This is a genomic window from Streptomyces sp. NBC_00273, assembly GCF_036178145.1.
Taxonomy (GTDB): domain Bacteria; phylum Actinomycetota; class Actinomycetes; order Streptomycetales; family Streptomycetaceae; genus Streptomyces.
Window position 1 is genome coordinate 399,329 of the sequence record NZ_CP108067.1, and the last position, 26,440, is coordinate 425,768.

General features: G+C 69.4%; 28 protein-coding genes and 1 pseudogene. 7 read left to right on the top strand and 22 right to left on the bottom strand.

Features of this window, described 5'->3' with window-relative positions:
* Positions 1–1,452: 1,452 nt before the first annotated feature.
* The 7 genes and pseudogenes from OG386_RS01910 to OG386_RS01940 form a co-directional block, all read right to left on the bottom strand.
* Positions 1,453–2,139 (bottom strand): HAD family hydrolase, encoded by a 687-nt coding sequence (locus OG386_RS01910; protein WP_328786431.1) that lies wholly within the window; start codon positions 2,137–2,139, stop codon positions 1,453–1,455.
* A 19-nt stretch (positions 2,140–2,158) separates the two neighbouring features.
* On the bottom strand, positions 2,159–3,121 hold the full coding sequence (locus OG386_RS01915; protein WP_328786432.1) for an LLM class F420-dependent oxidoreductase: 963 nt from the start codon (positions 3,119–3,121) through the stop codon (positions 2,159–2,161).
* 79 nt (positions 3,122–3,200) lie between these two features.
* Positions 3,201–3,689 carry a flavin reductase family protein gene (locus OG386_RS01920; RefSeq protein ID WP_328786433.1) on the bottom strand — a complete coding sequence of 163 codons (489 nt, stop codon included), beginning with the start codon at positions 3,687–3,689 and terminating at the stop codon, positions 3,201–3,203.
* 93 nt (positions 3,690–3,782) lie between these two features.
* Positions 3,783–5,150, bottom strand: a complete 1,368-nt coding sequence (locus tag OG386_RS01925; RefSeq protein ID WP_328786434.1) for a mycothione reductase — start codon at positions 5,148–5,150, stop codon at positions 3,783–3,785.
* 364 nt (positions 5,151–5,514) lie between these two features.
* Positions 5,515–5,781: a DUF4235 domain-containing protein gene (locus OG386_RS01930; RefSeq protein WP_328786435.1), complete on the bottom strand. Its 267-nt coding sequence runs from the start codon at positions 5,779–5,781 to the stop codon at positions 5,515–5,517.
* Positions 5,778–6,155 carry a DUF3618 domain-containing protein gene (locus tag OG386_RS01935; RefSeq protein WP_328786436.1) on the bottom strand — a complete coding sequence of 126 codons (378 nt, stop codon included), beginning with the start codon at positions 6,153–6,155 and terminating at the stop codon, positions 5,778–5,780. Before OG386_RS01935 ends, OG386_RS01930 begins: the two co-directional genes overlap by 4 nt.
* Positions 6,152–6,564, bottom strand: a pseudogene (locus OG386_RS01940) (phage holin family protein). Before OG386_RS01940 ends, OG386_RS01935 begins: the two are co-directional and overlap by 4 nt.
* Positions 6,565–6,954: 390 nt before the next feature.
* Here OG386_RS01940 and OG386_RS01945 point away from each other — a divergent pair.
* Complete coding sequence (locus tag OG386_RS01945) at positions 6,955–7,428, top strand: hemerythrin domain-containing protein (RefSeq protein WP_328786437.1); 474 nt, start codon at positions 6,955–6,957, stop codon at positions 7,426–7,428.
* 147 nt (positions 7,429–7,575) lie between these two features.
* Here OG386_RS01945 and OG386_RS01950 read toward each other — a convergent pair whose 3' ends face one another.
* Positions 7,576–8,151 (bottom strand): DUF5133 domain-containing protein, encoded by a 576-nt coding sequence (locus OG386_RS01950; protein ID WP_328786438.1) that lies wholly within the window; start codon positions 8,149–8,151, stop codon positions 7,576–7,578.
* Positions 8,152–8,180: 29 nt separating this feature from the next.
* Entirely contained in the window at positions 8,181–8,534 is a 354-nt protein-coding gene (locus OG386_RS01955; RefSeq protein ID WP_328786439.1) for an STAS domain-containing protein, read from the bottom strand.
* 125 nt (positions 8,535–8,659) lie between these two features.
* On the opposite strand from OG386_RS01955, the gene OG386_RS01960 reads away from it, so the two are divergent.
* From OG386_RS01960 to OG386_RS01975, 4 genes are all read left to right on the top strand, one after another.
* Positions 8,660–8,989, top strand: coding sequence for a helix-turn-helix transcriptional regulator (locus tag OG386_RS01960; protein ID WP_328786441.1), 330 nt, complete (start codon positions 8,660–8,662; stop codon positions 8,987–8,989).
* A gap of 281 nt (positions 8,990–9,270) precedes the next feature.
* Complete coding sequence (locus OG386_RS01965; protein ID WP_328786442.1) at positions 9,271–9,579, top strand: isoamylase early set domain-containing protein; 309 nt, start codon at positions 9,271–9,273, stop codon at positions 9,577–9,579.
* A gap of 241 nt (positions 9,580–9,820) precedes the next feature.
* Positions 9,821–10,171 carry a VOC family protein gene (locus tag OG386_RS01970; RefSeq protein ID WP_328786443.1) on the top strand — a complete coding sequence of 117 codons (351 nt, stop codon included), beginning with the start codon at positions 9,821–9,823 and terminating at the stop codon, positions 10,169–10,171.
* A gap of 748 nt (positions 10,172–10,919) precedes the next feature.
* Positions 10,920–12,443: an ISL3 family transposase gene (locus tag OG386_RS01975; protein WP_328786444.1), complete on the top strand. Its 1,524-nt coding sequence runs from the start codon at positions 10,920–10,922 to the stop codon at positions 12,441–12,443.
* A gap of 297 nt (positions 12,444–12,740) precedes the next feature.
* Here the strand turns inward: OG386_RS01975 and OG386_RS01980 are convergent, their stop codons facing one another.
* The 5 genes from OG386_RS01980 to OG386_RS02000 form a co-directional block, all read right to left on the bottom strand.
* The gene (locus tag OG386_RS01980) at positions 12,741–13,553 is read right to left on the bottom strand and encodes a hypothetical protein (protein WP_328786445.1); all 813 of its coding nucleotides are present in this window, start codon (positions 13,551–13,553) and stop codon (positions 12,741–12,743) included.
* On the bottom strand, positions 13,550–14,452 hold the full coding sequence (locus OG386_RS01985; protein WP_328786446.1) for a sigma-70 family RNA polymerase sigma factor: 903 nt from the start codon (positions 14,450–14,452) through the stop codon (positions 13,550–13,552). Before OG386_RS01985 ends, OG386_RS01980 begins: the two co-directional genes overlap by 4 nt.
* On the bottom strand, positions 14,449–14,679 hold the full coding sequence (locus OG386_RS01990; protein ID WP_328786447.1) for a hypothetical protein: 231 nt from the start codon (positions 14,677–14,679) through the stop codon (positions 14,449–14,451). The genes OG386_RS01985 and OG386_RS01990 overlap by 4 nt, the downstream gene beginning before the upstream one ends.
* Before the next feature lie 547 nt (positions 14,680–15,226).
* Positions 15,227–15,547, bottom strand: a complete 321-nt coding sequence (locus tag OG386_RS01995; protein ID WP_328786448.1) for a hypothetical protein — start codon at positions 15,545–15,547, stop codon at positions 15,227–15,229.
* A 149-nt stretch (positions 15,548–15,696) separates the two neighbouring features.
* Entirely contained in the window at positions 15,697–15,825 is a 129-nt protein-coding gene (locus OG386_RS02000) for a hypothetical protein (RefSeq protein WP_328786449.1), read from the bottom strand.
* Between the two features lie 632 nt (positions 15,826–16,457).
* Between OG386_RS02000 and OG386_RS02005 the strand changes: the two genes are divergently transcribed.
* Positions 16,458–16,604, top strand: coding sequence for a hypothetical protein (locus OG386_RS02005; protein ID WP_328786450.1), 147 nt, complete (start codon positions 16,458–16,460; stop codon positions 16,602–16,604).
* 239 nt (positions 16,605–16,843) lie between these two features.
* On the top strand, positions 16,844–17,002 hold the full coding sequence (locus OG386_RS02010) for a hypothetical protein (RefSeq protein ID WP_328786451.1): 159 nt from the start codon (positions 16,844–16,846) through the stop codon (positions 17,000–17,002).
* Between the two features lie 494 nt (positions 17,003–17,496).
* Here the strand turns inward: OG386_RS02010 and OG386_RS02015 are convergent, their stop codons facing one another.
* The 8 genes from OG386_RS02015 to OG386_RS02050 all read right to left on the bottom strand — a co-directional run bounded on the left by OG386_RS02015 (position 17,497) and on the right by OG386_RS02050 (position 26,434).
* Positions 17,497–17,721: an LppU/SCO3897 family protein gene (locus tag OG386_RS02015; RefSeq protein ID WP_328786452.1), complete on the bottom strand. Its 225-nt coding sequence runs from the start codon at positions 17,719–17,721 to the stop codon at positions 17,497–17,499.
* A 471-nt stretch (positions 17,722–18,192) separates the two neighbouring features.
* Positions 18,193–19,446 (bottom strand): protein-glutamine gamma-glutamyltransferase, encoded by a 1,254-nt coding sequence (locus OG386_RS02020; protein ID WP_328786453.1) that lies wholly within the window; start codon positions 19,444–19,446, stop codon positions 18,193–18,195.
* A gap of 1,047 nt (positions 19,447–20,493) precedes the next feature.
* Positions 20,494–20,706: a hypothetical protein gene (locus OG386_RS02025; protein WP_328793577.1), complete on the bottom strand. Its 213-nt coding sequence runs from the start codon at positions 20,704–20,706 to the stop codon at positions 20,494–20,496.
* A gap of 48 nt (positions 20,707–20,754) precedes the next feature.
* Complete coding sequence (locus OG386_RS02030; RefSeq protein ID WP_328786454.1) at positions 20,755–20,979, bottom strand: hypothetical protein; 225 nt, start codon at positions 20,977–20,979, stop codon at positions 20,755–20,757.
* Positions 20,976–21,170, bottom strand: a complete 195-nt coding sequence (locus OG386_RS02035) for a hypothetical protein (protein ID WP_328786455.1) — start codon at positions 21,168–21,170, stop codon at positions 20,976–20,978. Before OG386_RS02035 ends, OG386_RS02030 begins: the two co-directional genes overlap by 4 nt.
* A 134-nt stretch (positions 21,171–21,304) precedes the next feature.
* Positions 21,305–21,877, bottom strand: coding sequence for a snapalysin family zinc-dependent metalloprotease (locus tag OG386_RS02040; protein WP_328786456.1), 573 nt, complete (start codon positions 21,875–21,877; stop codon positions 21,305–21,307).
* 874 nt (positions 21,878–22,751) lie between these two features.
* The gene (locus tag OG386_RS02045) at positions 22,752–24,290 is read right to left on the bottom strand and encodes an ABC transporter substrate-binding protein (protein WP_328786457.1); all 1,539 of its coding nucleotides are present in this window, start codon (positions 24,288–24,290) and stop codon (positions 22,752–22,754) included.
* On the bottom strand, positions 24,287–26,434 hold the full coding sequence (locus tag OG386_RS02050; protein WP_328786458.1) for a hypothetical protein: 2,148 nt from the start codon (positions 26,432–26,434) through the stop codon (positions 24,287–24,289). The genes OG386_RS02045 and OG386_RS02050 overlap by 4 nt, the downstream gene beginning before the upstream one ends.
* Positions 26,435–26,440: the final 6 nt, after the last annotated feature.

Sequence of the window (26,440 nt, forward strand, 5' to 3'; positions counted from 1 at the left end):
GAACGACATCGGGATGACGGACGGCACGAGGAGGTCCGCAGGGCGGCGGGCGACCTGAGGTTCCGGCTCGGTTCACAGCTCGCCTGACCCTGCCCCTGGCCAAGGTCGTGCATGGCGAGGCTGGGGCGCGGTCTCGTAGGTGGCGGGCGCGCCGGGGCAGTCCTCGGCGAGACCCAGCAGGGCTTCGCGTTCGCGGTCGCCGGCGGCCAGGGACCAGCGAAGCTTGGTCCCCACCCAGCCCGCGGTGAAGGCGCTCCGGCAGTTGGAGGTGGTCCTCGGGGAAGGAGATGGTGTCGGCCACCCTTGAATCCGAGGCCGGTTCAGATGCGGCGGGAGTGCCTGCCCCGCGCCATTCCGGAGTTCACCGGCCACCAGGTCGACGACGTCACCCGGACCAACTCCCACGGCGGCCCCCACTGGACGAACACCACCCGCGCGCCCATGTCCTGGACTGGGAAGGATGGGGCAGCGCCCCGTGCGGCTACGACGCGGCCACCCTGTACATGTGCGCCCTGTTCACCCCCGAAACGGCCGCCCGCATCCGGACCGGCTGGCCCCCGTCCTCGACCGACCCAAGGCCCGCACCGGCCTGCTGACCGTCTGCGCCCAGGTCCGACTTCGACACCGAGCTGGCCGGCCCGTGCGCGGGCACCTGGCCCACCTGTAGCCGCGCGCGCCCACTCTTCTCGACGTTCTGGCCCCACACTCGCGCGAGATGGGAGCAGAGTTCGACGAATGCGAGAACCCCGGCGGCGGTGGCGAGGAGAACATGGTGCGACCGAGTGTGGGCCCGAGCTTTGCGGACCTCGGAGATCGCGAACGCCTCTGGCATTCGTTCGTGGATCCTGAGCAAGCCCGCAGGCGCTTCGCCTAGGTACTCCGAACTGCTGGAGACGGCGAGTGAACCGGAAGAAGGGTGAGGCCGCCCGCACGACGGTAACCGGCCCTCAAACGCCCTGGAGGCTGGGTCCACTGCTGCGAGAGGCCTCCACCGTCAGAGCTGTCACCGGGCCGCTCGTCGCATGCGGGACTGATGACTGCCCGGCACGGGGGTCAAGCGGCGTTCCCCCTGGGATCCTCCCGCCTGACGGGCTTCACTCACATGGCTGGCTCAGCCCCGGGGCACCCTCGACCGGTCCCGACCTGGACGATTTCGGGCCCGGCCATCGACGGTGACGCGCCCCCGTTCCGTTTCCTTGGTCGGCTCGTACGGGCTCAGTCGGGAGGTTCCGGCACCGGCGGGCGTTCGGTGGGTGAAGGCTGCTCCGGGGCCGGCTCGGCCGGGGGCGGCTTGTCTCCGGGGCCGGCGGGGTGCGGGTCACGGGGTACTGCATCCGGGCCTTCCGGAGTGGGCCCGGGGCCCTCTGGTTCCGGCTCGGTGGATCGTTCCATGTGGCTCACCTCGTGGTACGGGTCGTTCTCGTACGCTGCGTCTCCCCAGCAGCTCATCGCTCAAGCGGTGTGGTCCGGCGGTCTGCGCCTGTCCGTGAACGGACTGGTGTCGATGTGCTCGAGCAGGTCGGCGGGGTGCCGGTACACGGCGCGCGCCCCGGCCTCTTCGAGGTCACGCTGCGGAATGCCGCCGCAGAGGAGCCCCACGCACGCGACGCCGGCCAGGGAGCCTGCCTGCATGTCCCAGACGGTGTCGCCGACGAGTACGGCGCCCTGCGCGGGTGCGTCGGCGAGGCCGAGGGCGTGGTGCACCGGATCCGGAGCGGGCTTCCCCTCGCTCACGTCGTCGGAACTCGCCGTCGCGGTGATGGCGTCGTCCGCGTCGACGGCCCGTCTGAGCGCGTCGAGCTCGGCGTCTTCGGCCGAGGTCACGAGCACGACCCGCCAACCCCGTCGGTTCAGCTCGCGCAGGAGATCCGCTGCCGAGTCCAACGGGGGCAGCCGGTCGAAGTACGTTCCGTAGAGGGTGCTGTGAGCTGCGCTGAGCGTGTCGTCCTCGGTCGTATCCCGATCCTCGCCCAGCACGTGCGCGAGGAGGTCCTCACCGGGCAGTCCGATCGCGCGGTGGATGTCGTGCATTGCGATGGCGTGGCCCGCCTGCCTCAAGGCCTCCCACCAGCACACCACATGCAGATGATTGGTATCGGTGAGGGTGCCGTCGACATCGAACAACGCGGCGCGATTCATGTCCGCTTCCCGGCCGTCGTCACAGCTCCCCCAGAGCCGGCAGCAGCTTCGTCTCGGACCAGTCCAGGAAGGGCTCCTGCTGGTCGCCGCCGATCTGGATGAGGGCGACTTCGGTGAATCCTGCGTCGACGTAAGGGCGTACCGCTTCGACGAAGGCGTCCACGTCATCGCCGCAGGGGATGGCATCCGCCACGGCCTCGGGTCCGGTGGGCTGCGAAGCCTGGGCGAAGCTCGCGGGGCCGGGGAGCTCCGCGTTGACCTTCCATCCGCCGAGCGCCCAGCGGAACTGCTCGTGTGCCCGGGCCACCGCCGCGTCGCGGTCGGGGTCGTAGGCGACGGGGAGCTGGCCCACACACGGTTTGTCGGAGCCTCCGTACGCGCCGAACGCGGTCAACAGCTCCTGCTTCGGCTCGGTGGCGATGAGCAGGTCGCCGCAGCGGCCCGCGATCTCGCAGGAACGGTTTCCGGAGACGGCGATCCCGATCGGGGGCGGATCGTCGGGGAGGTCCCAGATTCTGGCGTCGTCGACGTCGAAGTGGCTGCCGTGGTGGCTGACGTGACCACCGGCGAACAGGGAGCGGATGATCCCCACGGCTTCCTCGAGCATGTCCAGGCGGACGTGGGCGACGGGCCAGCCCGCGCCGACGATGTGCTCGTTGAGGTTCTCTCCCGAGCCCAGACCCAGCCGGAAGCGCCCCTGGGAAAGGAGCTGCATCGTGGCCGCCTTCTGGGCGATCACGGCAGGGTAGCGGAACGTCGGGCACGTCACGTGCGTCATGAGCGGGATCCGGGAGGTGGCCTGCGCGGCGGCGCCCAGGACGCTCCACGCGTAGGCCGCGTGCCCTTGCGCCTCCAGCCAGGGAAAGGAGTGGTCGGAGATGACGGAGAAGCCGAACCCTGCCCGTTCCGCCGCCACCACGTGGTCGACCAGTTCGCGAGGACCGGCCTGCTCGGTCATCATCGTGTACCCGATTCGCACCATGTTCGGCGCCTAACCCGTTCGGCCCCGTTCAAACGCGCCCCGCCCCCGGGAGTGGGGGCGAGCGGCCCGGCCCGGGGCCTCAGGCCGGGTGGCCGGGCTCCAGGTCGCGCAGTTCCCGGTATCGGAGCAGTGGGGGCGGCGGGCCCTCGATCGGCGGGCAGACTGCTACCGGAGCCAGGAGGAAGCCCACATGGTCACCGCCCTCGATCCGCCCTTCGATCCGGCCGGTGAACCAGACGGGCGCCTGTTCCAGGACCGGACTGCCCGCTCGTCCCGGCCGCCAGCCGACCCGCGCGAACTTGTCCACCTCGTCGCCCGTCTCCCCTCCGAAGAGTTCCGCCAGCGCCCGGTCGTCGCGGCGGAGCAGGTGCACGGTGAGGTACTCGGCCTCACGCGCGACCTGGTAGGTGCGGTTGGCGACCGACAGCCAGATGGTGAACCTCGGCGGGTCGATGGAGCACTGCGAGGCGAAACCCACCAGGCAACCGTCCCGCTCGCCACCGGACGCGGCCGTGACCACGTACACCGGGCCGTCGAGCACGTCGGTGAAGGGGTTCAACTCCGTCACGGCTCCTCCTCGTGTTCCGAATGGTCCAGCGGCCCCCACAGCGGCTACCCCGAGCGGTGATCCGCAATCCGTCGGCGTCGCTCGGCCCCGGCCTCACAGGCCGAGGTCGAGGAGGGCGTTCTCCACGACCTCGGTGAGCGCGGGGTGGATCCAGTACGGGGACTTGGTGAGGGTCGTGGCGTCGATGCCGAGGGTCGCCGCCAGGACGAGGGGCTGGATGACCGTGGGGGCCTGCTCGCCCATCAGGTGGGCGCCGAGGAGGCGTCCCGTACGGGGCTCGGCCAGCACCTTGCAGAAGCCGGTGGTGTCCTCCATCGCCCAGCCGTAGGCGATGTCGCCGTAACCGGCCATGCCCACCCGGTAGTCCAGCCCGCTGTCGCGGCACTCCTGTTCGGTGGCACCGACGGAGGCGATCTGCGGACGGGTGAAGACCGCCGCCGGCACCAGATCGTGATCGGTCGCGATCAGGTCGTCCGGGTGCCGGAGATTGTGAGCCACGACCTCCGCCTCACGGTTGGCCACGTGTTTGAGGGGCACCGGTGAGCAGATGTCACCGAGTGCGAACACACCTTCCGCAGTGGTGCGCTGGTGTGCGTCGACGATCACACGGCCGTCGTCGTGGGTGGCGATTCCGGCCGCTTCGAGGTCCAGCCGGTCGCTGTTCGGCACGCGGCCCACCGCAACGAGCAACGCGTCCGCCTCGACCGTCGATCCGTCGTCCAGGGTCAGCCGTAGCCCGCCCGGCCGACCGCCGACCGCCGTGACCTCCCGGCCGAGCCGGAGGTCGTAGCGGGAGCGGACCAGGTCGGTGAACCGCTCCCGGACCGTCTCGTCCTGCGGGCCGAGCAGCTGCTCTTCCTTCTCGACGATGGTGACGGAGCTCCCCGTCCCGGCGAACACATCGGCCAGTTCCGCGGCGATGTAACCGCCGCCGAGGATCGCCAGGTGCCGGGGCGGGGCGTCGATGCGCATGATGGTGTCGGATGTCTCGTACGGCAGGCCCGCGTCCAGCACGGGCCCCGGAACCAGGGGCCGACCGCCCGCCGCGACGACGATCTGCCCGGCGCTGACGTCGACGGGCCCGTCCACCCGGTCGATGCGGAGGGTCCTGGGGCCGGTGAACCGCGCCCTGCCCTCGTAGAGGGTGACCCATTCCTGCTGCTCACGGTACGTACGGCCGTCTTCCCGTTCGGCGTCCAGCCGCGTGAAGACCCGGTCGCGCACCTCGCGCCACCGCACCGCTCGCAGCTCGGCGTCCACGCCGTACGCGCCTGCTTCCCGGACGGTCCGGGCGACGTGCGCGGTGTAGGTGAGCATTTTGCTCGGGATGCATCCGGCGTTCAGGCAGGTTCCGCCGAACCAGCGCTCCTCCACGATGGCCACGTCCAGATCGGCGAACGAGTCGTCGATGACGGCGTTGCCGGATCCTGCACCGATGACGACAAGATCGTGGTGACGCATCCGGCCAGCCTACGAGGCCGTTCGCCGAGCCGGCGCGCGGGCGCGCTGATCACGCTGATCACGCTGACGTCAACGGTCCTCGGCGTCCGCCTGCAGCGCGTCAGCGGGACGGATCTGCTCCTCACGGCCGATGCCCGGACGCTGGTGCTTGGCACGGTGCCCCCCGGCATCCGCGCTGTCCTCGGCCGTGCCCGAACGCCGCAGAACGGCATCGTCCGCCGGCTGCCGGGCCGCACGGTCACCGCTCTCGCCCGCTGCCTCGGACGCCTCGGTCCGCCGCGTGTGCTACCTGGGCTTTCCGTGGTCCGTAACCACCGAGCAGGAGCCCGGCGTCGTACACCTCTGTCCCGTGTGGCCGTGCGGGTCAGCCCGGCCAGGTGCCCGTCATACGACGCGTGGCCACGGCGCCGGAGCGGTCGACCGCGGCCTTGACCACGGCGAAGATCGCGCCCTGGATGGCGGCCGCGATCAGGATCTGCCGCCAGGAGCGGTCTTCGTCCGTGGCGCTGGGAGCGTCGTCCTCGCCCTCGACGATCTTCCAGACCTGCTTGAACGCGGCCCCCGCGATCAAGCCGCTGACGGCGCCCAAGGCCAGACCGACCGGCTTGTAGGCCACCTTCGACGCTTTCATCGCCGTGCCCTACTGCGCCGCAAGAGCAGGAGGAGGACGACCAGCGAAGCGCCGGCCACGAGCAGCGGCTTGCGGTTGGCGCGTGCCACCCTCGCGGCCTGACCCGCCTTGTCGAGCACCGGATCAGGTGTCGTGTCCTTCACGAGCTGAGCGGCATGCTGGGTCCACACGCGGATCTGGTCGGCGACCGCGGCGGTCTTCTCGGCGGCCTGTTCCTTCACGGCGGCTGTCTTCGCCTTCGCCTGTGCCTTGACATCGGCCTTGTATGCCAGCGCCTCGACGGTCTGCCCGAGCTCGTCGCGGGTGTGCTCGACCTGCTCGCGCAGCTCGTCAGGGGTGGACGTGCCGAAATTCGTTCGGGGTTGGTCGGTCATCGGTGCACCTTCTCCTTGATTTCGGCCAGATCGGCCTTGACGCTGTCCATGGTCTGCTCCGGGACGGGTCCGCCGGCCGCTGCGATCTGCTTCTTCCCGGCCATGGCGGTCACTGCGGCGACCACCGCCAACACCGCCGTGACGATCGGGGCCGATGCCCAGACCGGGAGCATGACGCAAGAGCTGCGATGCAGGCTGCGGTCAGGGCCTGAGCTGCCAGGATTCCGATCAGGCCCGCCGCGCCGAAAAGGCCGCCACCCTTGCCGAAGCGTTTGCCCTTCGCAGTCATTTCTACGCGGGCCAGCTGCATCTCCTCGCGGACCAGCTCCGAAATCTGCTGGGAGGCGCGCGAGACCAGCACACTCACGGATTCATCGGAGCTGTGGATCTGCCGCTCTATCGTGCTCATGCGGAGTCTCCCCTTCACGATGTGCACGCTGTTGTCGTGACGCGCCTACCCGGTATGCGAAGGGACACCCACACCATGAGCGGAAGCTTCAGCGCACACCTCGGTGCAAGGGCAGAACCACCAATGCCCCGGCCGGGTGCTGGTGCCGGACGAGTGGCCCGTATGGCCGATGTGGCCATCACCGCCATCCGCACCGCGTGATCGCCGCCGGCCCCTGCGGCCGAGCCGAGCCCCGCCGGGGGCGACAGGCCGAAGGCGCATCAGCGTTCGGCGTAGGGACGGTCGCCTGTACGAGGCATCCCCTTCGGTCATCAGTGTCACCAACGCACCACCGGGTACACGGGTCAGGGCGGTCGGCTGCTCGCGCGATGGACGACGGAAGGAGACCCGGTGGACGGGATCGTACTGCTCAAGGAAGACCACAAGACGGTGGAGAAGCTCTTCAAGCAGTTCGAGAAGGCCGGCGACGGCGCGCACATCACCAAGCGGAAGATCGCCGACGAGGTGATCGAAGAACTCACCACGCACACCTGGATCGAGGAGAAGATCTTCTACCCGGCAGCCCGCGAGGCGGCCCCCACCACCAAGGACCACGTCCTCGAAAGCATCGAGGAGCACCACGTCGTCCTGTGGATGCTCTCGGAACTCAAGGACCTCGATCCCGCTGACGAACGGTTCGACGCCAAGATGACGGTCCTGATGGAAAACGTCCGCCACCACGTCGAGGAAGAGGAGAAGGAGTGGTTCCCCGAGGTCCGCAAGGCAATGGGCCGCAACCGCCTCACGGAACTCGGCGAACAGATGAAAGCGGCCAAGAACGCCGCACCCGGCGACCCCTTGGCCGTCCCCAGCGCCGACCACTAGCACTCCCCCGCCCTGCCGAAGGCGCCCACCGTCCACCCTGGGCTTCTACCGCGCGCCTTCTCCGACTCGTCGGCGGCCGCTCCCAAGTCGGGAAGCAGGTTGGGGCGCGGGTCTTGTTCGTTCTTGGCGTTCATGATCGGCCGTCTCTCATTGTGGGTGGGCGGGGCCCTGCTGGCCGGCCCGGGCTTCGAGGCCATGAGGCCGGCCCGCGGTGCACTGGACGGCCTCGTGCAGTGCCTCGGGAGCGCAGGGTTGGCCCATGAGGATGCAGAGCGTGAACAGGGAGTCCTCGAAGGCCCGGCGTGCCTCCGGGTCGACAGGCTCGGCGGTCGGGCGCAGGCGGGTCTCGAAGAACCGGCCGAGGGCCTTCGCGGCGTCCTCCTGCAAAGGCAGCAGGTACGGGCCCGACGTCGAGGACGGTACGGGGACCGGGGTGCGGGCCGTGTGGCCAGCCTGGCGCAGCTCCTGCTCGGCGCGGGCCGAGACGGGTGTACCGCGGGAGGCGTCGATCGTCGCGGCGGCCGGAGCGCTCTCTGGTAGGCCGGCTCCTGCAACCGCGGCGGACAGGACGCGCTCGGCCTCGCGGGCCGTGGCCGAGCTCGTCACCATCAGCGTGCCCACCGCCCACGGGATTGCCCGTTCGGAGCGCGCGTGGGTGGTGGCGGTCTCGGGGATGCCGCGGCGGACTTCGTGGCTGTGGGCGAGGGGGACGGACGCCGTCATTGGGTTCGCCTGCTGTCGAGCGCACGCCTTCACGTGAGGAGGGAGCGGGTGTCGGTGAGGGTCAGGAGCCGCTCCACCCGGCAGCCGGCCACCGTGATGTGCAGGGTGCGTCCGGTCCGCAGGGCCGTGTGGCGGGCGGTCAGGAGGGCGTTGAGGCCGGCGCAGTCGCAGAAGGTCACCCGCTCCAGGTCCACGAGCAGGGTCGCGCGGTGGGAGAGGAGGGCGGCCAGGAGAGCCCTGCGGAGGAACGTGGCGTTGTCGAAGTCGATCTCGCCACTCACCACGACCTGGACCGTCCCGGGCCGTGGGCCGGGGGTCACCCCGACTTCCAAGCCGGCCGCACTCGAGGGACAGGGCCGGTGGTCGGACATGATGGCGGGCATGGCTACCTCCCCACACGTTCTGGGGCTGTTTCTGCTTCCAACAGCATGGTCGGCATCGGCCCGACATACGTCAAGAAATACATGAAAAACAGGACGTATATACGAAACGGGTGCAAGCTGGGGGCATGGGTGATGAAGGCCTTCCCCAGGGGGCGTGGACGTTCCTGACCAGCCATGCCCGTGTTCTGCTCGCTCTCGCCCGCGACCCCGAAGTCCGCCTGCGGGAAGTCGCCGAGACCTGCGTGCTCACCGAGCGGACCGTACAGGCGATCGTCTCGGACCTGGAGCAGGACGGATACCTCACCCGGGTACGCGAAGGACGACGCAACCACTACCGCATCAACCCCTACGCCCGGTTCCGCCACCCCGCCGAAGCGGGCCGCGACATCGCGGGGCTCCTTGCCCTCTTCGCCGACGACCCGCCCCCGAGCCGCCGCAAACAGCAGCGGGCCTGACCGACACCACGACAGCCCCAGGTCCGAACGGCGTCGGCCACGCCTCCCACCTCACGGCGGACGGTCCGGTCTCGCCCGTGGCACGGCGGCAGGGCGACAAAAGGTCCACGCACGCCGTGGGCACCGGTCGACGAAGCCACGCCGGCCGGGCCCCGCCACGGACGCCGGGACACTTCTCACCCCCTCGCACCGGGAGCCCCCACCCGTTCACGCTGCCGGTCGAGTGACCTGCCCGCGCGACGCGGCCGGTCCCACCGCAGCAAGCCCGGGTGCGGGCGCGGATGCCCCCGACCCCATCACGGCTGGGGATCTACGTGCTCGAACGCAAGCGGCTCACGGGCCGCACCAAGGTCACCTTCGTCCTGCCCGAGGACACACCGCAGGGGCCGGTCAACGTGGTCGGGGACTTCAACCACTGGAGCCCCGCCGCCCACCCTCTCGAACCCCGAGGCGACGGCACCCGCGCGGCCGAGGTCTCGCTCCCCGCGCACAGCAGCGACTCGTTCCGCTACCGCGCCGCCGGCGACCACTGGTTCGACGACGAACACGCCGACCACCACAACGGCACCAACAACCGCATCCGCACCTGATTCACGCATGACGGTCCCGCCTGCACCACGGCCAGTTCGGGGCCCCCGGCCCGAAAGCCCTCCACTCCGTCCGGGCGGGCGGGCGGGCGGGCGGGCGGGCGGGCGCACCAAGGAACACGGACTGCGTTGGACATTCAAGTCAGCCATCGTGTCATCGAACCCAGCCGGAGATCTTCTGGACCTTGGCGTGCCAGGATGCCGGGGACGCGACCGTCAGCACGTTGATGGACAGGGGCTAACCATGATTAGCGGTGCGCATGTCATCCTCTACAGCCAGGACGCCGAGGCGGACCGTGCTTTCATCCGTGACGTCCTCCACTTCCCCATGGTCGACGCGGGCGGCGGCTGGCTCATCTTCAAGTTGCCCCCGGCCGAAGTCGCCGTACACCCTGCCGATGGCCCACCCCGGCACGAGTTCTACCTGATGTGCGACGATCTTGATGCCCAGCTCCGCGAATTCCGCGCCAGGGACGTCGAGATCACCCGCCCGGTCAGCGAACAGCGCTGGGGCAAACTGACTGCTGTCCGGCTTCCCAGCGGCGCCGAACTCCCTCTGTACGAACCGTTGCACCCCACCGCCCACAACTTGTGACTTCGACAGCGCTCGGCTCGGCCCATCGCGCGACGGGACCGAGGCTGGCAGCCGCTCATCACGGCCGCCTGCGGCCTGCCGGCCACCGCCGTGACCATCGAGACCGCCGTGAACGGGCTCCACACTTACGGCCTCCTCGACGCCCCGCCCCCGTCGACGGCACGCCTGCAGTCGTGCAGGTCGTCCTCCACCCACTCGTCCGCAAGATCACGGCCCTCACCCTCTGTACAGAAGGCCCGGTGCCCGGGGAACTGGCACCGCGCCCTGGCCGAACGCGTGATGGCCGTCGTGGACGAGGTCGCAGGCGCCAATAGCTCAGGATGCGGTATCGGTCGACTCCTTGCCCCCCCCCCACGCACTGAGCACTGCAGAGCACGCCGCCGATGCCCGGATGGCGAGCCTCACCCTCCTCAGCCATCCAGGCGTACCGGTCGGTGGCGTCGGGGCGGTCTCCAGCGCCGTGGGCGCGGGTGAGCAGCTCAAGTCGGGGATGGCCTTGTACGCCCTCGGCCCAGGCCCTCGGACCGGTGCGAGGCCGACAAGGACCCGCCCGAATGGCTCCCACCCACCGCCACCAGGCTCCGCTGGGGCCTGGTGGCGGCGTACGCCTGAACGGGCTCTGTCGCTGATCTTGTGATGCTGTGCGGCTGAACTGGGCAGCCTACCGGTGTGCGGTTCTGGGGGTTTGGTGCGGTTGTTTCCGTATCTGTCGGGTGTGGTGGTGGAGTCGATCTCACGGGACGCGGGTGTGGTCACGTTTCGTACGCGGGCCCGCGCCGACGCGGCGAGATGCCCGAGGTGCAAGTCGCTGTCGTGGCGGGTGCACGGCCGATACGAACGGCGTCTGGCGGACGCCGCCGCCGTGGGGACCACACCGGTGGTGATCCGGTTGGTGGTCCGCAGGTTCAAGTGCCTCAGCTCTGGCTGCCCGACGGTGACCTTCGCCGAACAGATACCGGGACTGACCAGTCCTCACGCCCGACACACCCCGGTCCTTCGCAAGCTGCTGGCGCGGGTCGCAGAGGCTCTGGCCGGCCGGGCCGGAGCCCACCTGGCCCGACGGATGGGAATGCCGGTGGCGAAGGACACCCTGCTACGGCTTCTTCGAGCCTCTGACCTCGAGGAACCCGGCGCGGTGCGGGTCCTGGGGGTGGACGAGTGCGCCCTGCTCAAGGGCCACAACTACGCGACGCTGCTGGTCGACCTCGAAGCCCGCCGGCCCATCGACGTCCTGCCTGGCCGGGAGGCCGCAACGGTCGCTCGGTGGCTCGAAAGCCATCCGGAGGTCGAGATCATCTGCCGCGACAGGGCCTCCGCCTACGCCGAGGCAGCCAGGGCAGCCGCGCCTCAAGCGGTCCAGATCGCCGACGTGTGGCACCTCTGGAACAACCTCGCCAAAGCCGTCAAAAGGACCCTCACCAGCCACTACGCCTGCATCCGCGCCAGCCAGGAAGCCGCCAGGCAACCTGATGAGGAGGCTCCCGTGGCACCACCGGATGGAACGCTCGACGTCAACGGACGCCCACGCCGGATCGTCGGACGGATCCGCGAACGACACCGCCGCGTCCACGAACTCCTTGCCCAATGCCGATCCCTCCGTGGCATCAGCAGGGACCTCGACCTGGACTACTACGCCGTCCGCCGATACGCCCAAACACCGGACGTCGACCAACTGCTGGTCAAGGTCACCCAGCGCCGCACCCTGCTCGACGACTACAAGCCCTACCTCTACGAACGCTTCACCCAGGGCTGCCACAACGCCAGCCAGCTCTTCCGCGAAGTCCGTGACCAGGGATTTCGCGGCGAACGCACGGGGGTCAACCGATACATCCGTCAGCTGAAGCAGGGCATCGAGACCGCCCCTCCAGCACCCGCCCTCCCCAAACCGCGGCGGGCACTACGCTGGGTGATGACCCACCCCGACCGGCTTCGGCCGCATGAAGTCCTCGGCCTCAAGGCGGTCCAGGCCGCCTGCCCCGAACTCGACACGGCCGTCGAGCACGTTCGAGACTTCGCCGCCCTCATGCAGGAACGACGCGGCCAGGACCTCTTCGACTGGATCGAACAGGTCCACACCAGCGACCTTGCATCGCTACAGCAGTTCGCCCGCGGCCTCCTCCATGACCAGGACGCCGTCGTCGCCGGCCTCTCCTCAACCTGGAGCTCAGGACAAGTCGAAGGCCAGGTCACACGCGTCAAGTTGATCAAGCGAGCCGGATACGGCCGAGCCAAACTCGACCTCCTGCGAACCCGGATCCTCCTCAGAACCTGACCACCAGCCGATCACAAGATCAGCGACAGAGTCCGTTCACCTGTACGCGCCTGAGCGCTTTTCTCAGTACGTCCAGCATGTCGTCCGTGTCCCGAACAACGCCGGGCCGCCGGTCGGGGTCACCCCCGATCGGCCCGCCGCCGTGACGCCCCCGGAGGTCAGCCGTACCCGTGTGCTCCAGACTTGCCGATCCGGTCACCAGTCACCGTGCCGAACCTCCTCAAGCTGACCAAGCACGCTGGTGAGCCAAGTTCAGCGCCCTCCCCTGCGGGCGGTGCAGGGGAGGGCGGGGGTGGTTCAGTGGGTCGCTGCTTCGTCGATCTGGCGGCGTGCCCGTCGCGTGGCCCGGGTGGTGTCTCGCCGCAGGGTCGGGCGGGCCGGGAGGTCGCTGGGGCCGTCGGGTCGGTTGGCGGCCGCAGCCAGAAGAGTCCGGACCTTGTGCGCGAAGTCGGGGCCGGGCAGGGGCAGCTCGCTTTCGGGTTCGCGGAGGTAGCCCACGGCCACGGCGGTGGGCATGTAGGTCATCAGCTCAGCGACCACGGCGGACCGGGGCCGGCTGACGTGTCGGGCCAGGCCGCGCATGACACGCAGGAGTGTGGTGCTGGAAGCGCCGTCGTCGTGGTGGAGAACGAACGGGTCGCCGTCGCAGCGGATGGTCGTATGCACGGTGGGTGCGTCGGGTTTGGCTGTGTCGGTGTGCGTCTGATCGGTCTGGGTGCGCCACCAGCGGGCGGTGTGAGTCTCGCCGAGGGAAAGGTGGTGCAGGTAGAGGCAGTAGGCGGCGGCCGGATGGCCGGCGCCAGCGGCGTACTGCCACCAGAATCTGGCGCCGTCGTCGGTGTCGGTCAGCTGAAGCACGCAGGCCAGAATCAGGGCGCTTCGGGGTTCGGGTACTTGTTCGGTGACGAAGCCGGCGACCGTTGTGGCCGGGGTGTGATGGACCAGGGCCTCGCACAGTGCTCGCAGTTCCTCAGCTGCATTCGTCTTCGGGACCTCGATCGCCACCGGATGGTTGCGTGAGTTGGTCTCGCGGATCGGAACGATGTCGCGGGGCACGGCTCGGTTGGGGGTGAGCAATGCTCTGGACAGCAGGTGTTCGAGGGCGGTCATGGAGTGGGTCCTCCGGTTCGGGGCGGCAGCTCGATGGTGTCGTCCAGGAAGCGTCTGGCGTGGCGTTCGTCGGACCGGACGGCGGCTAGGGGGATACCGAGGAGATCGGAGACCTGCTTGGGCTGGAAACCGCACAGGCGCCGCAGCACCATGACGTCGAGTTGGGCGTCGGGCAGTTTGCTGATGGCAGTGAACAGCTCCAAGATCTCGGCCAGCCCTGTGGGCTGCTCCTCCGGGCCGGGGTGGCTCAGAGAGATGGTGTCGAAGGCGGCTTCGGTCAGCACCGGGCGTTCATCCCGGTAGTTGGCCTTGGCTTTGACGGTGGCGCGCAGGATGTTCCAGGTGTAGCGGCGGATGTCAGGGCTGGCGAGGGCCTCGTCGAAGCAGAGCCACAGAATCGCGAAGGTGTCATCCACTGCGGTCTTGTGAGTGCCGTCGGTGAGGAAGACTCCTGCGTAGGCGAGATATCCGTCCACGACGGTCTGGCACAGGGCCCAGTGTTCGAGGGGCTGGTCGGAGCGGGCGGTGGCCACGGCGGTAGTGCCCTCAGTGGACCGGTCGACCCAGTCTCGGCTCTTTCCGGCGTCCATGGCGGCCTGCTTCCACAGCCGGTACAGGGGCCATCCGGGGATGTCCAGCTCGCCGGCCAGGCGGTGGATGACTTCCCAGCGCGGGTAGTGTCCAACGCCGCGTAACAGCTCGGACAGCTTCGATTTGGCCAGGACGTTACGGCTGAGGTCGCTGAGGGTGCGGCCGCTGGCCAGGTAGTGCTCGCGGGTCGGCTCCAGCCAGGCGCGGTGCGAGCTGCTGACCGTGTCCGCGATGGGGCCGAGCTTGCGGCCGGGGCGGACCGGGGTCGGCTCGGAGGCCGGCCCCGGCGTGTTGAACGACGTCGTCACGGAGCGCCGTCCTCCTTGTCGGGCACCGCGGCAACGCGGTGCCCGGAACCCGCCGTGGTCCGCGAGCGGGTGCAGCGCACGACCTGGGTGACCGTCAGGCCCAGGACCGGAGCCAGCCCGGCTATCAGGCCCGCGTGGCCCATCGCCGCCATCACCGCGCTCCAGCCGAAGACCAGCAGCACCACCAGCGCCAGCGCCATTGCCGCCGCTATCTGCTTCTTGTTCATCACCGTTCCTTGATGTCGAGTCCGCAATCATCCGAAAGACCCCCAAGAGGGGGTACATCCAACGAGCGGGTGCCGAACCGCTGTTGGAGGAGCATCAGCATGGCCCCAGGCATGCAGATCACGCGACGTGATCAAGAAATTACGGAACATTAGGAGTCGGAGACGGTCGGCGCGTGGCCGGAGATGACCGTTCCGTTGCACGTAGAGGGCACTGAGAGCAGCGAACGCATTAAGTTCCCGGTTTTTCCTTGCAATCCCACCCCGACACCCCGTCATATGGAGACAGGACACCTCGGTGTCGGCCCTTCCATCCGGAAGAGGCGTGCTCCCCGTGCCGAAGATGGGGATCACGCCACGCGCCCTCGCCCGGCCTGAGATAGAGGCCGGGCGAGGACCACGCGCGCCCTGTGGGGAAGACGACCGTAGCGCAGGCCACTGACATCGATGCTCGTAGCGGGTTCCGGTGGTCGTGGCTATGCCGCTGACTGACGACGATGCTCCGGCGGCAAACCCTCGTGGTGCGGTCACGCCGAGTATCCGGTGGGGTCTAGGAGTCCTGAACGCTGCGGCTGGCCGACTGCACTGCCCCGAGGGGACATGAGCGGCCTCGACCGCGGCGCCGGGAGCCCGGCGGGCGACGGCGGTGGCGCGGGGCCCAGCGCACCACCGTCACCACGGCCACGATCAGGGCCATGCTGAGCAGCAGCAGCGGCACGGCCGACTGGCAGACGGACGCAAAGACCTTCTCGATCTCCTGGGACAGCGACGACGCATCCAGTGCGCCCGTGCGGGCGCGGTGTGTACCTGACGTGACTCGCGCCCAGCCGGCCACGGCCGGGAGGAACGTCGCCCCCACCTCGCCCACCATGATCCGCTCCGGTGAACCCCGCCCCTCTCACCCCTGCTCCGGCACGGCCCCTTCGCCGGCAGCCGTGTCTGCCCTACCCACAGGACAACGACCTCCGGCCCCGGCCAGCACGACCAGCACCGCCGGGGCTGGGTTGTGGGGGCTGCCGCTCACCGGCCGTCGCCGCGTCCCACGTCCCTGGCCGGGGCGGCCTGCTGCCGGTGGGTGGGGCCCGCGGTCTTGATGCGAGCCGTGTTCGCGGTGACGGCCTGGCGGACCCCGGCGGTCATCCAGCCCATCTGCGGCAGGAACACACCCAGGTCGACACCGGCCTACTGCAGGCCGACGCGCTGGCCGACGCGCTGGCCGGCCATCAGGGGCCAGTCCGCGCTCTGCATCAGCACGGCCATGACATCGTCGCCGCGGTGGCCGCGCAGCCTGCCGGCCGACCAGCCCGGCAGCTGTCCGAGCTCGTGTCCGATATGGACGCCTTGCGGGCCATGCTTGCCGCCTTCTAGCCTCGTGCGTGCCAGTCAGGAAACGGACAGGACGAGGTGCGCACGCGTAGAAGGCCCGGTCCCGGCCGTGGCCTCAGTCTGGTCATCATCGCGCTGACGGTGAACCAGAAACTCGGTCATGCTCGCCGACGAGGTTCTCTCGAGTTCACCGGAGCATGGCGCCTACCCATGTATGCACCATATTGCGCACGTCAGCGCAGCCGCTCGAAGAGCCCTACTGACTCAGTGAGGCTTCCTGAACCACTACTCGAAGGGGAACGCTGATGCGATTACGTCATGCCCTCACCAGCGCGGGAATCGGGGCCGCGCTCATCGTCGGGGCGGGAGTGACTGCAACACCGGCAAGCGCCAAGCCTGCTGGCTGCTGGAGCAATGGCAAGGGCTCGTCTTTCGGCCGAGGAGGATGCTCGGACATGTCGGCGGGCGGCCGGTGGCGGCTGGGCATCAGGTGTTCCGACGGTGACTACAAGTGGTCAATCTGGAAGGACACGACCACGCCCACCAGCCTGCGCTGCACCGGCGGAACCCTCATCACCCACGACTGGATCGACGTCCTGTAGCACTCGGGACATCAGGCCGTACGAGCCGGACGGCCAACCGCTGTCGTGCTTATACAGCTTCGTGCACCACCACTCGAAGGGGAGAACCTATGCGACTACGTCATGCCCTCACCAGTGCGGGAATCGGGGCCGCGCTCATCGTCGGAGTGGGAGTCACAGCATCACCCGCGAGCGCCACACCCCGCGGCTGCTGGAGCGAGCCGACCAACCCGACCTTTGCCCGGGGCGCGTGCTCAGACATGTCGGACGGCGGCATCTGGCGGCTCGGCATCAGGTGTTCCGACGGCGACTACAAGTGGTCCTCCTGGAAGCGGGACACCCGTCCGACCAGCCTGCGCTGCACGGGCGGAACCGTCATCACCCACGACTGGATCGACGCGAAGAATGAGACCCGTTAGCACGGACCACTTCGTCGTCGAGCCCGTGACTACAACGCGCACCACTGGCCCAGATCACTGGGCGCCCCTGTCTGGTGGACCTCACGTCCATGGCGATCACCGTCACCAACCTGATCGCAAGGAACGACCTGAGGGTGACGAACGAGCAGCAGCCGCTCTCGCACTCCACCAGGTCCCGGAACCGGTCCCCGGGACGCGGACCGGGTCCATGACGTTGTCGTGCCGTGCCGCGCACAGCGTCACGAGCCCCGCCGTGGCGGCGCTCTGCCACCAGACGCGTACGGCCGATGACGGGAGCGTGGCGCTCGCGGAGTCCCACGCACGGGCGGCGACCCTGACCATCTGGCGGCGAACGCATCGGCGTGGTGCTGCGGCTGTCCGGAGACGACCTCACGCTGCCGTACTCACTGCACGGGCGCACCGTCTGACGGCCCGCCGGGACCCCGCAGGGGCCGGACCCGGCGGGTCCGGCCCCTGCGGCCGTGTGTGGGGCGTCAGTTCTTGACGGGCTCCATGCAGAGGACGAACTTGTCCGTCTCGAGCTGCTGCGCGAGAGCGACCTCGGCCACGCCCTCACACTTGTCGATGTCGAAGGTGTTGTCGACGGCCTTGACGACCTTGTAGAGGTCGGCCACCTTCTCGGTGCAGCCCTCGCACTCGGCCTCGGGGTCGTTCTCCGGGCCGGAAACGACGACGCAGTCCCCCGGCTCCGCGTGCACCGGGCCTCGCCCGTCAGGTAGGGAAGGCCCAGGCGCCAGAACAGTGCGACCGCGATCGCCACGACGATGCCGAGGATCTGCTTTCCCAGGCCGCCCTTCTTCTTCGCGGGCACGGACAACGCGACGGGGGCGTCGAACGGGGCGGTAGCAGCGAGCTGTTCGGGGGTCTACGGCGCGGGAGGTGTGGCCATGGAGGGTTCCTTGGGGACGTGCACATGATCGGACGCACGTATGCTGCCGGCTCCTGAACACACGAAAGGGACTCTCCCCTTCCGCTTTCCAATCAGACACGGATTCGTGGAGTTGTGGTCCTGTCGACTCGTCAGGACCGCACCGCCGGATCCCGGCCTACAGGCGGGCCGCCCCGGGCCCGAGGCCGGCGTCGAGGACTCCTACCGGGCGTGGCCGAGGTGCGGCCCCGCGCCGTTCAGCGGTGGTTGCGCAGAATCACGCTCGTGAGGGGGCGAGTTGTTACGGCCAGCCCTGCTTCACTTTGGCGGGTGCGGTGTTCCAGCTCTTGGGTATGAAGGTGATGACGTAGGTTCCGCGGTCGAAGTCCGTGTATCCGGATGACCAATTACGGAACTTGCTCTCGTATACCTGCATGGGCCCCATACCGCCTTCCGGCGAGTGGTAATGGTTGGCGTGGGTCCATATGGTGTTGTCAGGGTTTGCTTCTTTTTGGTCCCCGAACCAGCCGTAGTCGAAGTTGACGTAGCTTTCGCCGGGCTTGGCGGGGCTGCGTGAGGTGTTCCTGTCATTCGACATGTCGACGAGGCCCGTGTTCTGGTTGGGACGGAAGGCGTCGGGGTCGCCGTACTTCCGCTTGTCGGCGGGGCTCCGGGGGTCCTGCCCGCTCCAGAAGTGCTTCGAGTAGATGACCGCCTTCATCTTGGACGGGTCGTGGTTGCCCCCGTTCCTGTCCTTGAAGGACGGGGTGTTCCTCAGGGCCGAGTAGAAGTTCGAACGGCTGTCTTCGGCGGCGAGAGCGTCGTCGTTCTTTGCGAGCTCTGCCTTGAGGTTGCTCAGGTAGGCACTCTCGTCATGGGCGCTTTCCAGGGCCTTGTTCATGACGGATGCCACATCTCGGGCCCGATTGAATCCCTTTGTCTCATCAAAGCTTTGCTTGGCGATGCGCCCCTCGAACTCCGCCCGCGTCTCGCCCGGCCGGGGGCTGGTGTTCTCCAGAGCGTTCCGGTGCTTCTCCTCGTCGAAGGACGCGAAGGCAAGTTTGTTCGTCGGATAGGGACCCGAATTGACCCAGGTGACGCCGACGCACCCGTAGGACAGCTGCTCCCGCTGCTGTTCGGTCATCTGCTGCACTCGTCCGTCGCGGTGGCTGTAGACCTGCTGCCACTTGCGTATGTAGTTGCTGATGCCGGTAGTGGCCCTGTCTCCATGGGCCCGGTACGCGTCGGGCATGCGCTCCAGCGACTCGGCAGGCGGCGTCACCCTGTCGCCGGCCGCCGCGGAGGCCCTGAGGGACTCGGTGGCGCTCGGCAGGTCCCCGCCTGGGGTCGTGCCCGGCCGCCCCAGGACCAGGGCCTCTTCGTTGAGCTCGTTGATGAGCCTGACGTCACCCGCTGTCAGGCCGTTGCTGTCGGCATAGGAACCCTTCCCGTCGGCGGTACCGCCGGCTGCCTGACTGACGGAGGGCGTGAGACCAGCGGTGCACAGCACGATGCCCACTGTGGTGAGGGCGAGGAACCCTGAACGTTTGTACATGAAATCCTGGAATTCCTTTCATTGAAAAGTGACATGAGAGAACGCGAAGCGTCTGCGCGGCGGCACGAAAGAGCTGCCGATGCCGGCGCGCCCCCTGCTCCCGCTTTTACCTAGATGCGTCTGGGAGCAGCAAGAAACCGGCACCGGTTGGGATTTCACTGCCCCTACTCCGGTTCCCACATGGATAGTCAGGTCGTGCGAGAAGTGATCATGTCCCGGCGCCGATTCCTCGACAACACTGCGGCTCCACATTCGGCCAGCAGGCCAACGGGGTGGTATTCGGTCACGCGGACCGGGCCTGCCCTACGCCGGTACATGCAGCGGCAGCGTTCTCTTGACCCCTGCCGCACCATCCGTGGCGCGACCGGAGCCGACCGCCTCGAAATCCCCGCGCAATGGCCTGTGGCGGCGCTGTCAGCCGCGCCGGGGAACGCCGGGCGCCGGCGGCGATACGGACGCGGGAGCTCCGGCCGACGCGTGCGGAACTCCGGAATGACGCGGCTCTGCCCGCCAGGAGGACCGCAAGGTCTTCGCCACTCTCCCTTGCGAACCTCGACCGGCTCACTGCCGGCCCGGCTCTGTCTTGAGCCGTCGTCTTCCGTAGAACGGCTGGTAAAGCCCACTCCGTGCGGAGTTCTCGGCGAGGCCGCCGGCGGCGGCAGCGTGCGCGGTGTCGCGGTGTCGCGGTGTCGCGGTGTCGCGGTGTCGCGGTGTCGCGGTGTCGCGGGAAGACGGTGTGAGCTTCTGCGTGAGGGGTCAGCCGATGCGGACGGTGATCTCGGGGAGGGGGATGTCGGAAAGGTTCAGCTGCAGCCCGGTCAGGGTCAGGTAGGTCTGCGCGTCGGTCAAGGCGGAGGCGCTGAACGCCGCCTGGGACTTGCCGCGCGCCAGGCGGGGCCGAGCCCGCCGTCTCCTCGCGGACGTTCTCGCAGCGGTCTGAGCGCAAAGGGTCCGCCTTCCGAAGGACGTCTCCTCACTCGTCATGAGAACGCGCAGGAAGGCGGACTCGTGTTCGCGCCCCTCCCTGGATTCCCGCCCCGAACGTGCTCACTGGGAGGGGACGGCGTCCTTCGGGGAGGTGTGCCCGTTGGTGGTGATCGGCTTGTCGACGGTGATGGTGCCGACGGGCGGGGAGATTGGGTCGGAGTCGCCGGTTCCGATGGCGCCGTACGCCCTCGACCACGGGCAGATCAAGGTCGACCGCGCCCACGGCTCCCTGCGGTGGGGCACCACCCGTGCGAAGACGATCAACCAGCGCACGCGGCCTTCCGGGACGTCCGCTGACCTGCGCCTACGCCGCGCGGGCGCTCAGGAGGAGGCGCTGAGCGTCGTGAAAAGGGTCTCCAACCGGTCCAACGTCGCATCGTCGACCTGGGCGAAGAATGCATCACGGTCGCAGGTCAATTGCTGCGCGGCACCAACGCGGTCGAACTTCCCGGGCTGGTGGCGCTTCTCCTGCGTGATCTCCAGCCGCATCAGGATCGCGGTGGGCACCTCGGTGACGACCAGGTCCGATTCTTCGGGGTTGATCACGTGTCCAGCGCGAGCGGGTCGTTGTTCCAGTCCCAGCCGACGAGGCTCTCCACCTCGACGCCGAGAAGGAGCGGTCGCGGCGCAGGCTGCATGCCCTGGACATCGTCGAACTCGCTGATCTGCAGCTTGTCGGGGTTGGCGGAGGACTCGATCAGCCACGAGCCTTCCGAGCTGTGGGTGTAGGTGACCACGGAGTTCACCGCCTGAGCAGTACCCGAGCCCGAAGCTGCTTCCCCATGAAGGCGCGGCAGCGGACCGGCGCGGCCGCCCGCCGGGAGTCCCGTCCCGGCCAGGGCCCCGCACCGGCCCACCGCCGACCCGCCGGTCAGGGGGCGTCGACGAGTACCCGGCCGTCGGTCGGCACGGTTGCCGCGAGCCCGTTTGCGTACGCGTTCTGCACGCGGGACCGCTCCGTCGCGTTGGGCACGGCGTTGGTGCAGGCCGTCCCGGCGCTGGACCCGGACATCAGCTGGGAGCACGGCCCCGGCTTGGTGTCCGGGAGGCCCAGGCTGTGGCCCAGCTCGTGCGCAGCGATGCGCGTCTTGTCGTACCCCTGGCTCACGGCCTGCGCGCCGAGTTCGACTCGGACCTGTCGCCCCGGCCGGACCGGGCCGAGGGTGGCTTGCGGCCAGCCGGTGGTGGCCACGATGACGATCTCGGCCCGGGCCCCGGGCGCGGCCTCCACCAGCCGTACGTTACTGACGTTCGCGTTCCAGGAAGCGACCCCGGCCGCGATGGCCGCTTCCCAGCCACCGGCCCGGCTGTCGTCGTAGCGGAGTGTCACTACCGCTGCGGTGGCGTCCGGTACGGGCGCGGGTGCCGCGGTCGCGGCGGTTGCTGCCGCGAGGACCAGCGCGGCGGCGGAGGTGCCGACTTTCAGCCAGGTGCCCAGAGACATGGTCGTCTTCCTTCACGCGTGGGGGGGGACCCGGCCCCTCGGCGGAGCCGGGGCACTGGAGACGCCGCCACCGCCCGCCTGTGGCCCGCGAGTTCGGACAGCCGCCCCTCCGGAGCCCTAAGAAGGTAGCCCCGCATCCCGCCAACCCGTCATGCACCTGCCAGCCAATTCCCGCAGGCACTCCAGCCGATGCCCGGTCAGCGGGCGGCCCGATCCAGGGACTCGCGCGGCCACGCTCGGCGAGCGGGTGGCACGTCCGATTCGGGAGGCCCCCCACCTGCGGTCGCACCCTCGGGCTCCCTCGGAAGTACGGGGTGCTGCCTGGCCACCGAGGCCGCGACGGGTCCGCACCCCGGCATCGCGAAAGTGTTCGGCCGGGCCGTGTCCGCAGGTTCCACTCCCTCGTGGGGGTGGAGCCGGGGTCGCCGGCGAACCGCTCCGCTTCCACCGCCGTCGCAGCAGCCACGAAGCCGATCGACGAGCAGTACACCGTGGAGCGGCTTGAGGACGGTAGGGAGGTCAAGCTCGGGGTGTTCCTGAGCAACAGCAAGAGCAGGCGAGCGAGGCTGGCGCCGACAAGGTCGCCGCGTTGGCCGGGCTCGGGCACGGGCTCAACTGGGGGTGAGCTGGTGACGAAGGGCGGGGCGCCGGTGTTGGTGCCCCGCCCTTCGACACCAGCCGTCGCGTCCGTAGCGCACGACGGGCTTCGCCCAAGTACCGCTTCAGCAGTGCGGACAGCTCGCGGTTCGAGCTGTCCGGGAACGTGCGCCTCGTGAGCGGGTCCGGGGTGTGGGAGGACACGTGCTCGCCCTCGCACTGCGGCTGGCCCCGGGCGGGCGGGTCGGGCGGGGGCGGGGCAGGCCTGCCGTCGGCCTCAGTTGGGGATGGAGCAGTTGGGGTCGGGGGCGCGGCCCGCGGGCCAGGCGATGCCGTCGAAGACCGCGGTTTTGGTCGTCGGGTCGAGATGGACGATGGAGACGGTCTTGTTGTACGGGTTGCCGTACTGGTCGAGGCAGATCCAGCCGCTGGCGCCCTCGACCCGGTTGTTGCCGTGCAGCCGCAGCCAGCTGTCGGCGACCTCGGAGAGGGACGGCATCTTCACGCTGCCCACGGCGTCGTTGCGGATGCCCGCGATGGCGGTGGAGACCGCGTCGTAGGTGATGATGACGCGGCCGTCGGAGAGGTTGGCGGGGCCGATCGAGTCGGGCTCCTTGGTGCCGAGCTTCTGGATCAGGTCGGCCAGCTCCTTCAGCGCCGCCTTGGAGCCGCCGGTCGGCGTCGTGCTTCGGTCCCCCCAGGCATCGGGGTGGGCCAGGCCCGGGTAGCGCAGGGTGATGCCGGCGCCATTGGTGAGGGCGCCCCACTGGTCGGCGAACTTTTCGTCGACCGTCAGGGTGGAGGCGTGCGAGCCGCTGATGACCGTGTAAGGCTTGTTGCACTTGCGGTTGCTCAACTCGACTAGGAACAGGCGCAGTTGCACCGGGCGGCCGGCGAAGTAGATGGTCTTCGCGTCGGAGGAGCAGATGTCCGGCACCATCTGGTGGAAGTCGTTGGCGAGGTTGCCCTCGTCGTTGAAGTCGGGCGGCGACCGGAAGGTCTCCGGCGCGTTGGGCGCGCCCCTGGCCAGCTTCTCGAAGGTCTGGCGCAGGCTGGCCAGGTAGTTGTCGCCCTCGCGGATGTCCTCGACCACCAGCGTCTCTTCGGGCTTTACGTCCGACCCGTACGAGGCGAGGGCGTCGGCCTGGTCGGTGTTGCCGGGGGCGATCCGGGCCAGGCCCGGGTAGCGGTGGGGATCGGCTGCGGTGTTCTTGATGTCGTCAGCGGTCATGGGGCCCGCGACGACCGGGATCCCCTTGTCCTTCGTGAGGTAGCGGACGGCCTCTTCGGTCTCGGTGATGCTGATGTTGATGCCGGCGACGGCGCGCAGGTTCTCCTTGTTGTCGGCCGCGGCCCGCGCGAGCTGGTCGGCGACGGTACGCCACTCCTTGTATCCCCGGCCTGGGTTGGCGAGCACCAGCCGGATGGGCGGCTGCTTGCCGTTGGCCTGGTGGTTGGCGCGGTACTGGGCCAGATAGGCGCCCTGCACCTGCTCGACGTACTCATGTTGCTCCGCTTGGGTGTCGGAGATCATGGGGATCATCAGCGCGATCGTGACGGGCGACTTCCCGGCGACGCTGTCGTTCTCCGCCTTGATGCGGCCTGCGACCTGCTTCAGCGACGGGGCGAATGCGTAGCTGCCGTCGGTGACGCCGACGCACTCGTGCCGGGGGCCCCGCTTCGCCACGCCGGGGGCGCAGGCCGGGTCCTCGACGAGCCACCGGTCATAGGAGACGTAGCCGCCGGTTCCCAGGACGACGGCGACGGCGGCGATCAGCAGGGCGCGGTTCAACGGTCCGGCGGGCCAGAGTGTCATGGGCGGGGCTCTCCGTAGGTCGGCAGATCGGGTGCCTGAATCCATTGGTTCAGCAACTGGGGCCACTCCTCGTAGGCCTGGTAGAAGACCTCCTGGGGGCCGACGGCGCTGTTCTGGGCCAGGGTGAGCAGTTGCAGCCGGACTGCGTTGACCTTCCTCGGGTCAGGGCGCGCGAGGGGGTGCGACTGCCGCCACAGGTTGAGGACGAGGAGCTGCACGGCCTGGCGCACGGGGTCGTTGTCGGCCGCGACCTGGTCTCCCACGGGATCCGCAGCCGGGACGGCCGGGTGCTCCGGGGGATGCGGTGCGGCGCAGACCAGGTTGAGAGTGGCGAGCCACCCCGGCGCGTCCTGCTCGGCCAGGCGGCGGTGCAGGGCGCGCACGACGACGTCGGTGTCGCCGATCGCGAGCGAGTGGTGCAGGTAGCAGGCATCGCGCGGGTCGGCGGCGCCCGGCGCGTACAGGAGGCGCAGCCGCCGGTGGCTGCCCCGCCAGTTCCAACCCCCGGGCGCCGCGCCGGTGCGGGTGCGGAGGTCGTGCACGAGCAGGGCCCGCAGGGTGGGATCACCGACGAAGGGCCCGCCGGTGCCCGGCCAGGGGTGATGGCTCCAGCAGTCCTTCCGCAACAGGCGCTTGGTCTCCGCCACTGGCACTCTGACGGTCGCCGCCACGGGCTGTCCGTCAGCTCCGTGCTGCGCGTGGTCGGCGTCGAGCGCGTGGGCGGCCGCGTCGTCGAGCGCCGGGGTGTAGGAGGCGAGGCGGGCCCGTGCCTCCCCGTCGGGGATCAGGAGCCGGAGCAGCCGTTCGTACACGGGCAACGTCGGCCCGTCGTCGAGGGGCAGCTCGAGCGGCAGGTCGAGCAGCGCGCGGTGGTCGACGGGCTCGTGGAGGCCGATCCTCTGCCGTACGGACAGCACCAGGGCGTGGGCTATCCCAGCGCGCCCGGCGCTGAGCCGGTGGATCACGTGGGCGGTGTCGGGCTCCGGCCGGTCGTCGCCGAACATCTCCTTGACCTCGTCGAGGTCGAGCTGTGCCATCGGCAGCCTCCACACCCAGCCGGCCGCCGTCTGCGGCCTGTCCTGCCGCCAGTACGGGCCCGCCGCACTCCTCGTCGACGGGGCGGTGCTCTCGGCGTCGGGCACTGCGGGCTCCTGGGCGAGGGCCGCCGCGACGACGCCGGGGTGCGTCCGCGTGGGCTCGTCGTGCCAGGCGCGGGTCAGCGCGTCCAGGACCGTCACACCCAGCGGGGTGTGGACGTTGTCCAGGAGCAGCAGCGGGCGCGGCACCCGGTTCTTCAGGCGCATCCAGGTGTAGTGGTCGGCCATGTCCTCCAGGAGGGCGGCCACCAAGTGGTGCTCCGCCCGCCGCCGGTCGCCCCCGTCACCGCGGAAACACATGGCGAGATCGGTCAACTGGGCGTGCCCGTCACCCTGGGGGCCGACCCGACGGCCGGCCCACCAGCCCATGCCCTGCCTGTTGGCGCGCGGGCCGAGCAGTTCGGTGGTGACGATGTCGGTGAGCGGCCCCACGAGTTCGCTCACCCCGGGTCCCAGCCCCGCTGCGGCGCCGACGCCCTGGGTGACCTGTCCGATCCAGCCCGACACCCGCTGGTTGCGCGCCTGCAGGTCGGGCTGGCTCTCCCGTAACAGCCCCGCGAGGCGGCGACGGGCGGCCTGCAACTCGGCGGGCTGGACGTCCTCGGACTGCCAGCTGGTGACCGCGAGCAGCCCCTGGGTAAGCCGGGGGAAGGACAACTTCCCGGCGAACTCGTTCGGCTTCCGGCTCAACCCGTCCATCAGGTAGAAGAGCAGGTCCGAGGTGCGCGAGGCGTTCGCCGTGGTCTCGTCGGCCAGGGAGGCGAGCCCCGGCTGGCCGAAGTCCGCCGCCCCGAGGTCGGCGTACGCCTGCGGTATGCGCTGCGCGTACCGCTTCGAGAGCTCCTTCAGCAGCGCGGTCTTACCGGTGAGCCGCCCGCCGCCGCACTCGATCAGCAGCGGACTCCCGCCCGGTATCCGCAGCCGGGCGGCCCCCTGCGACTCGAGCCCCACTAATGAAGGCACGACGGCATCGAGCACCGCCGCCCGTCCGTACAGCGTCACCATGACCCCCCAGTCATGCGGCTCGATGGTGCACCGCCGCCGCATGGCAAG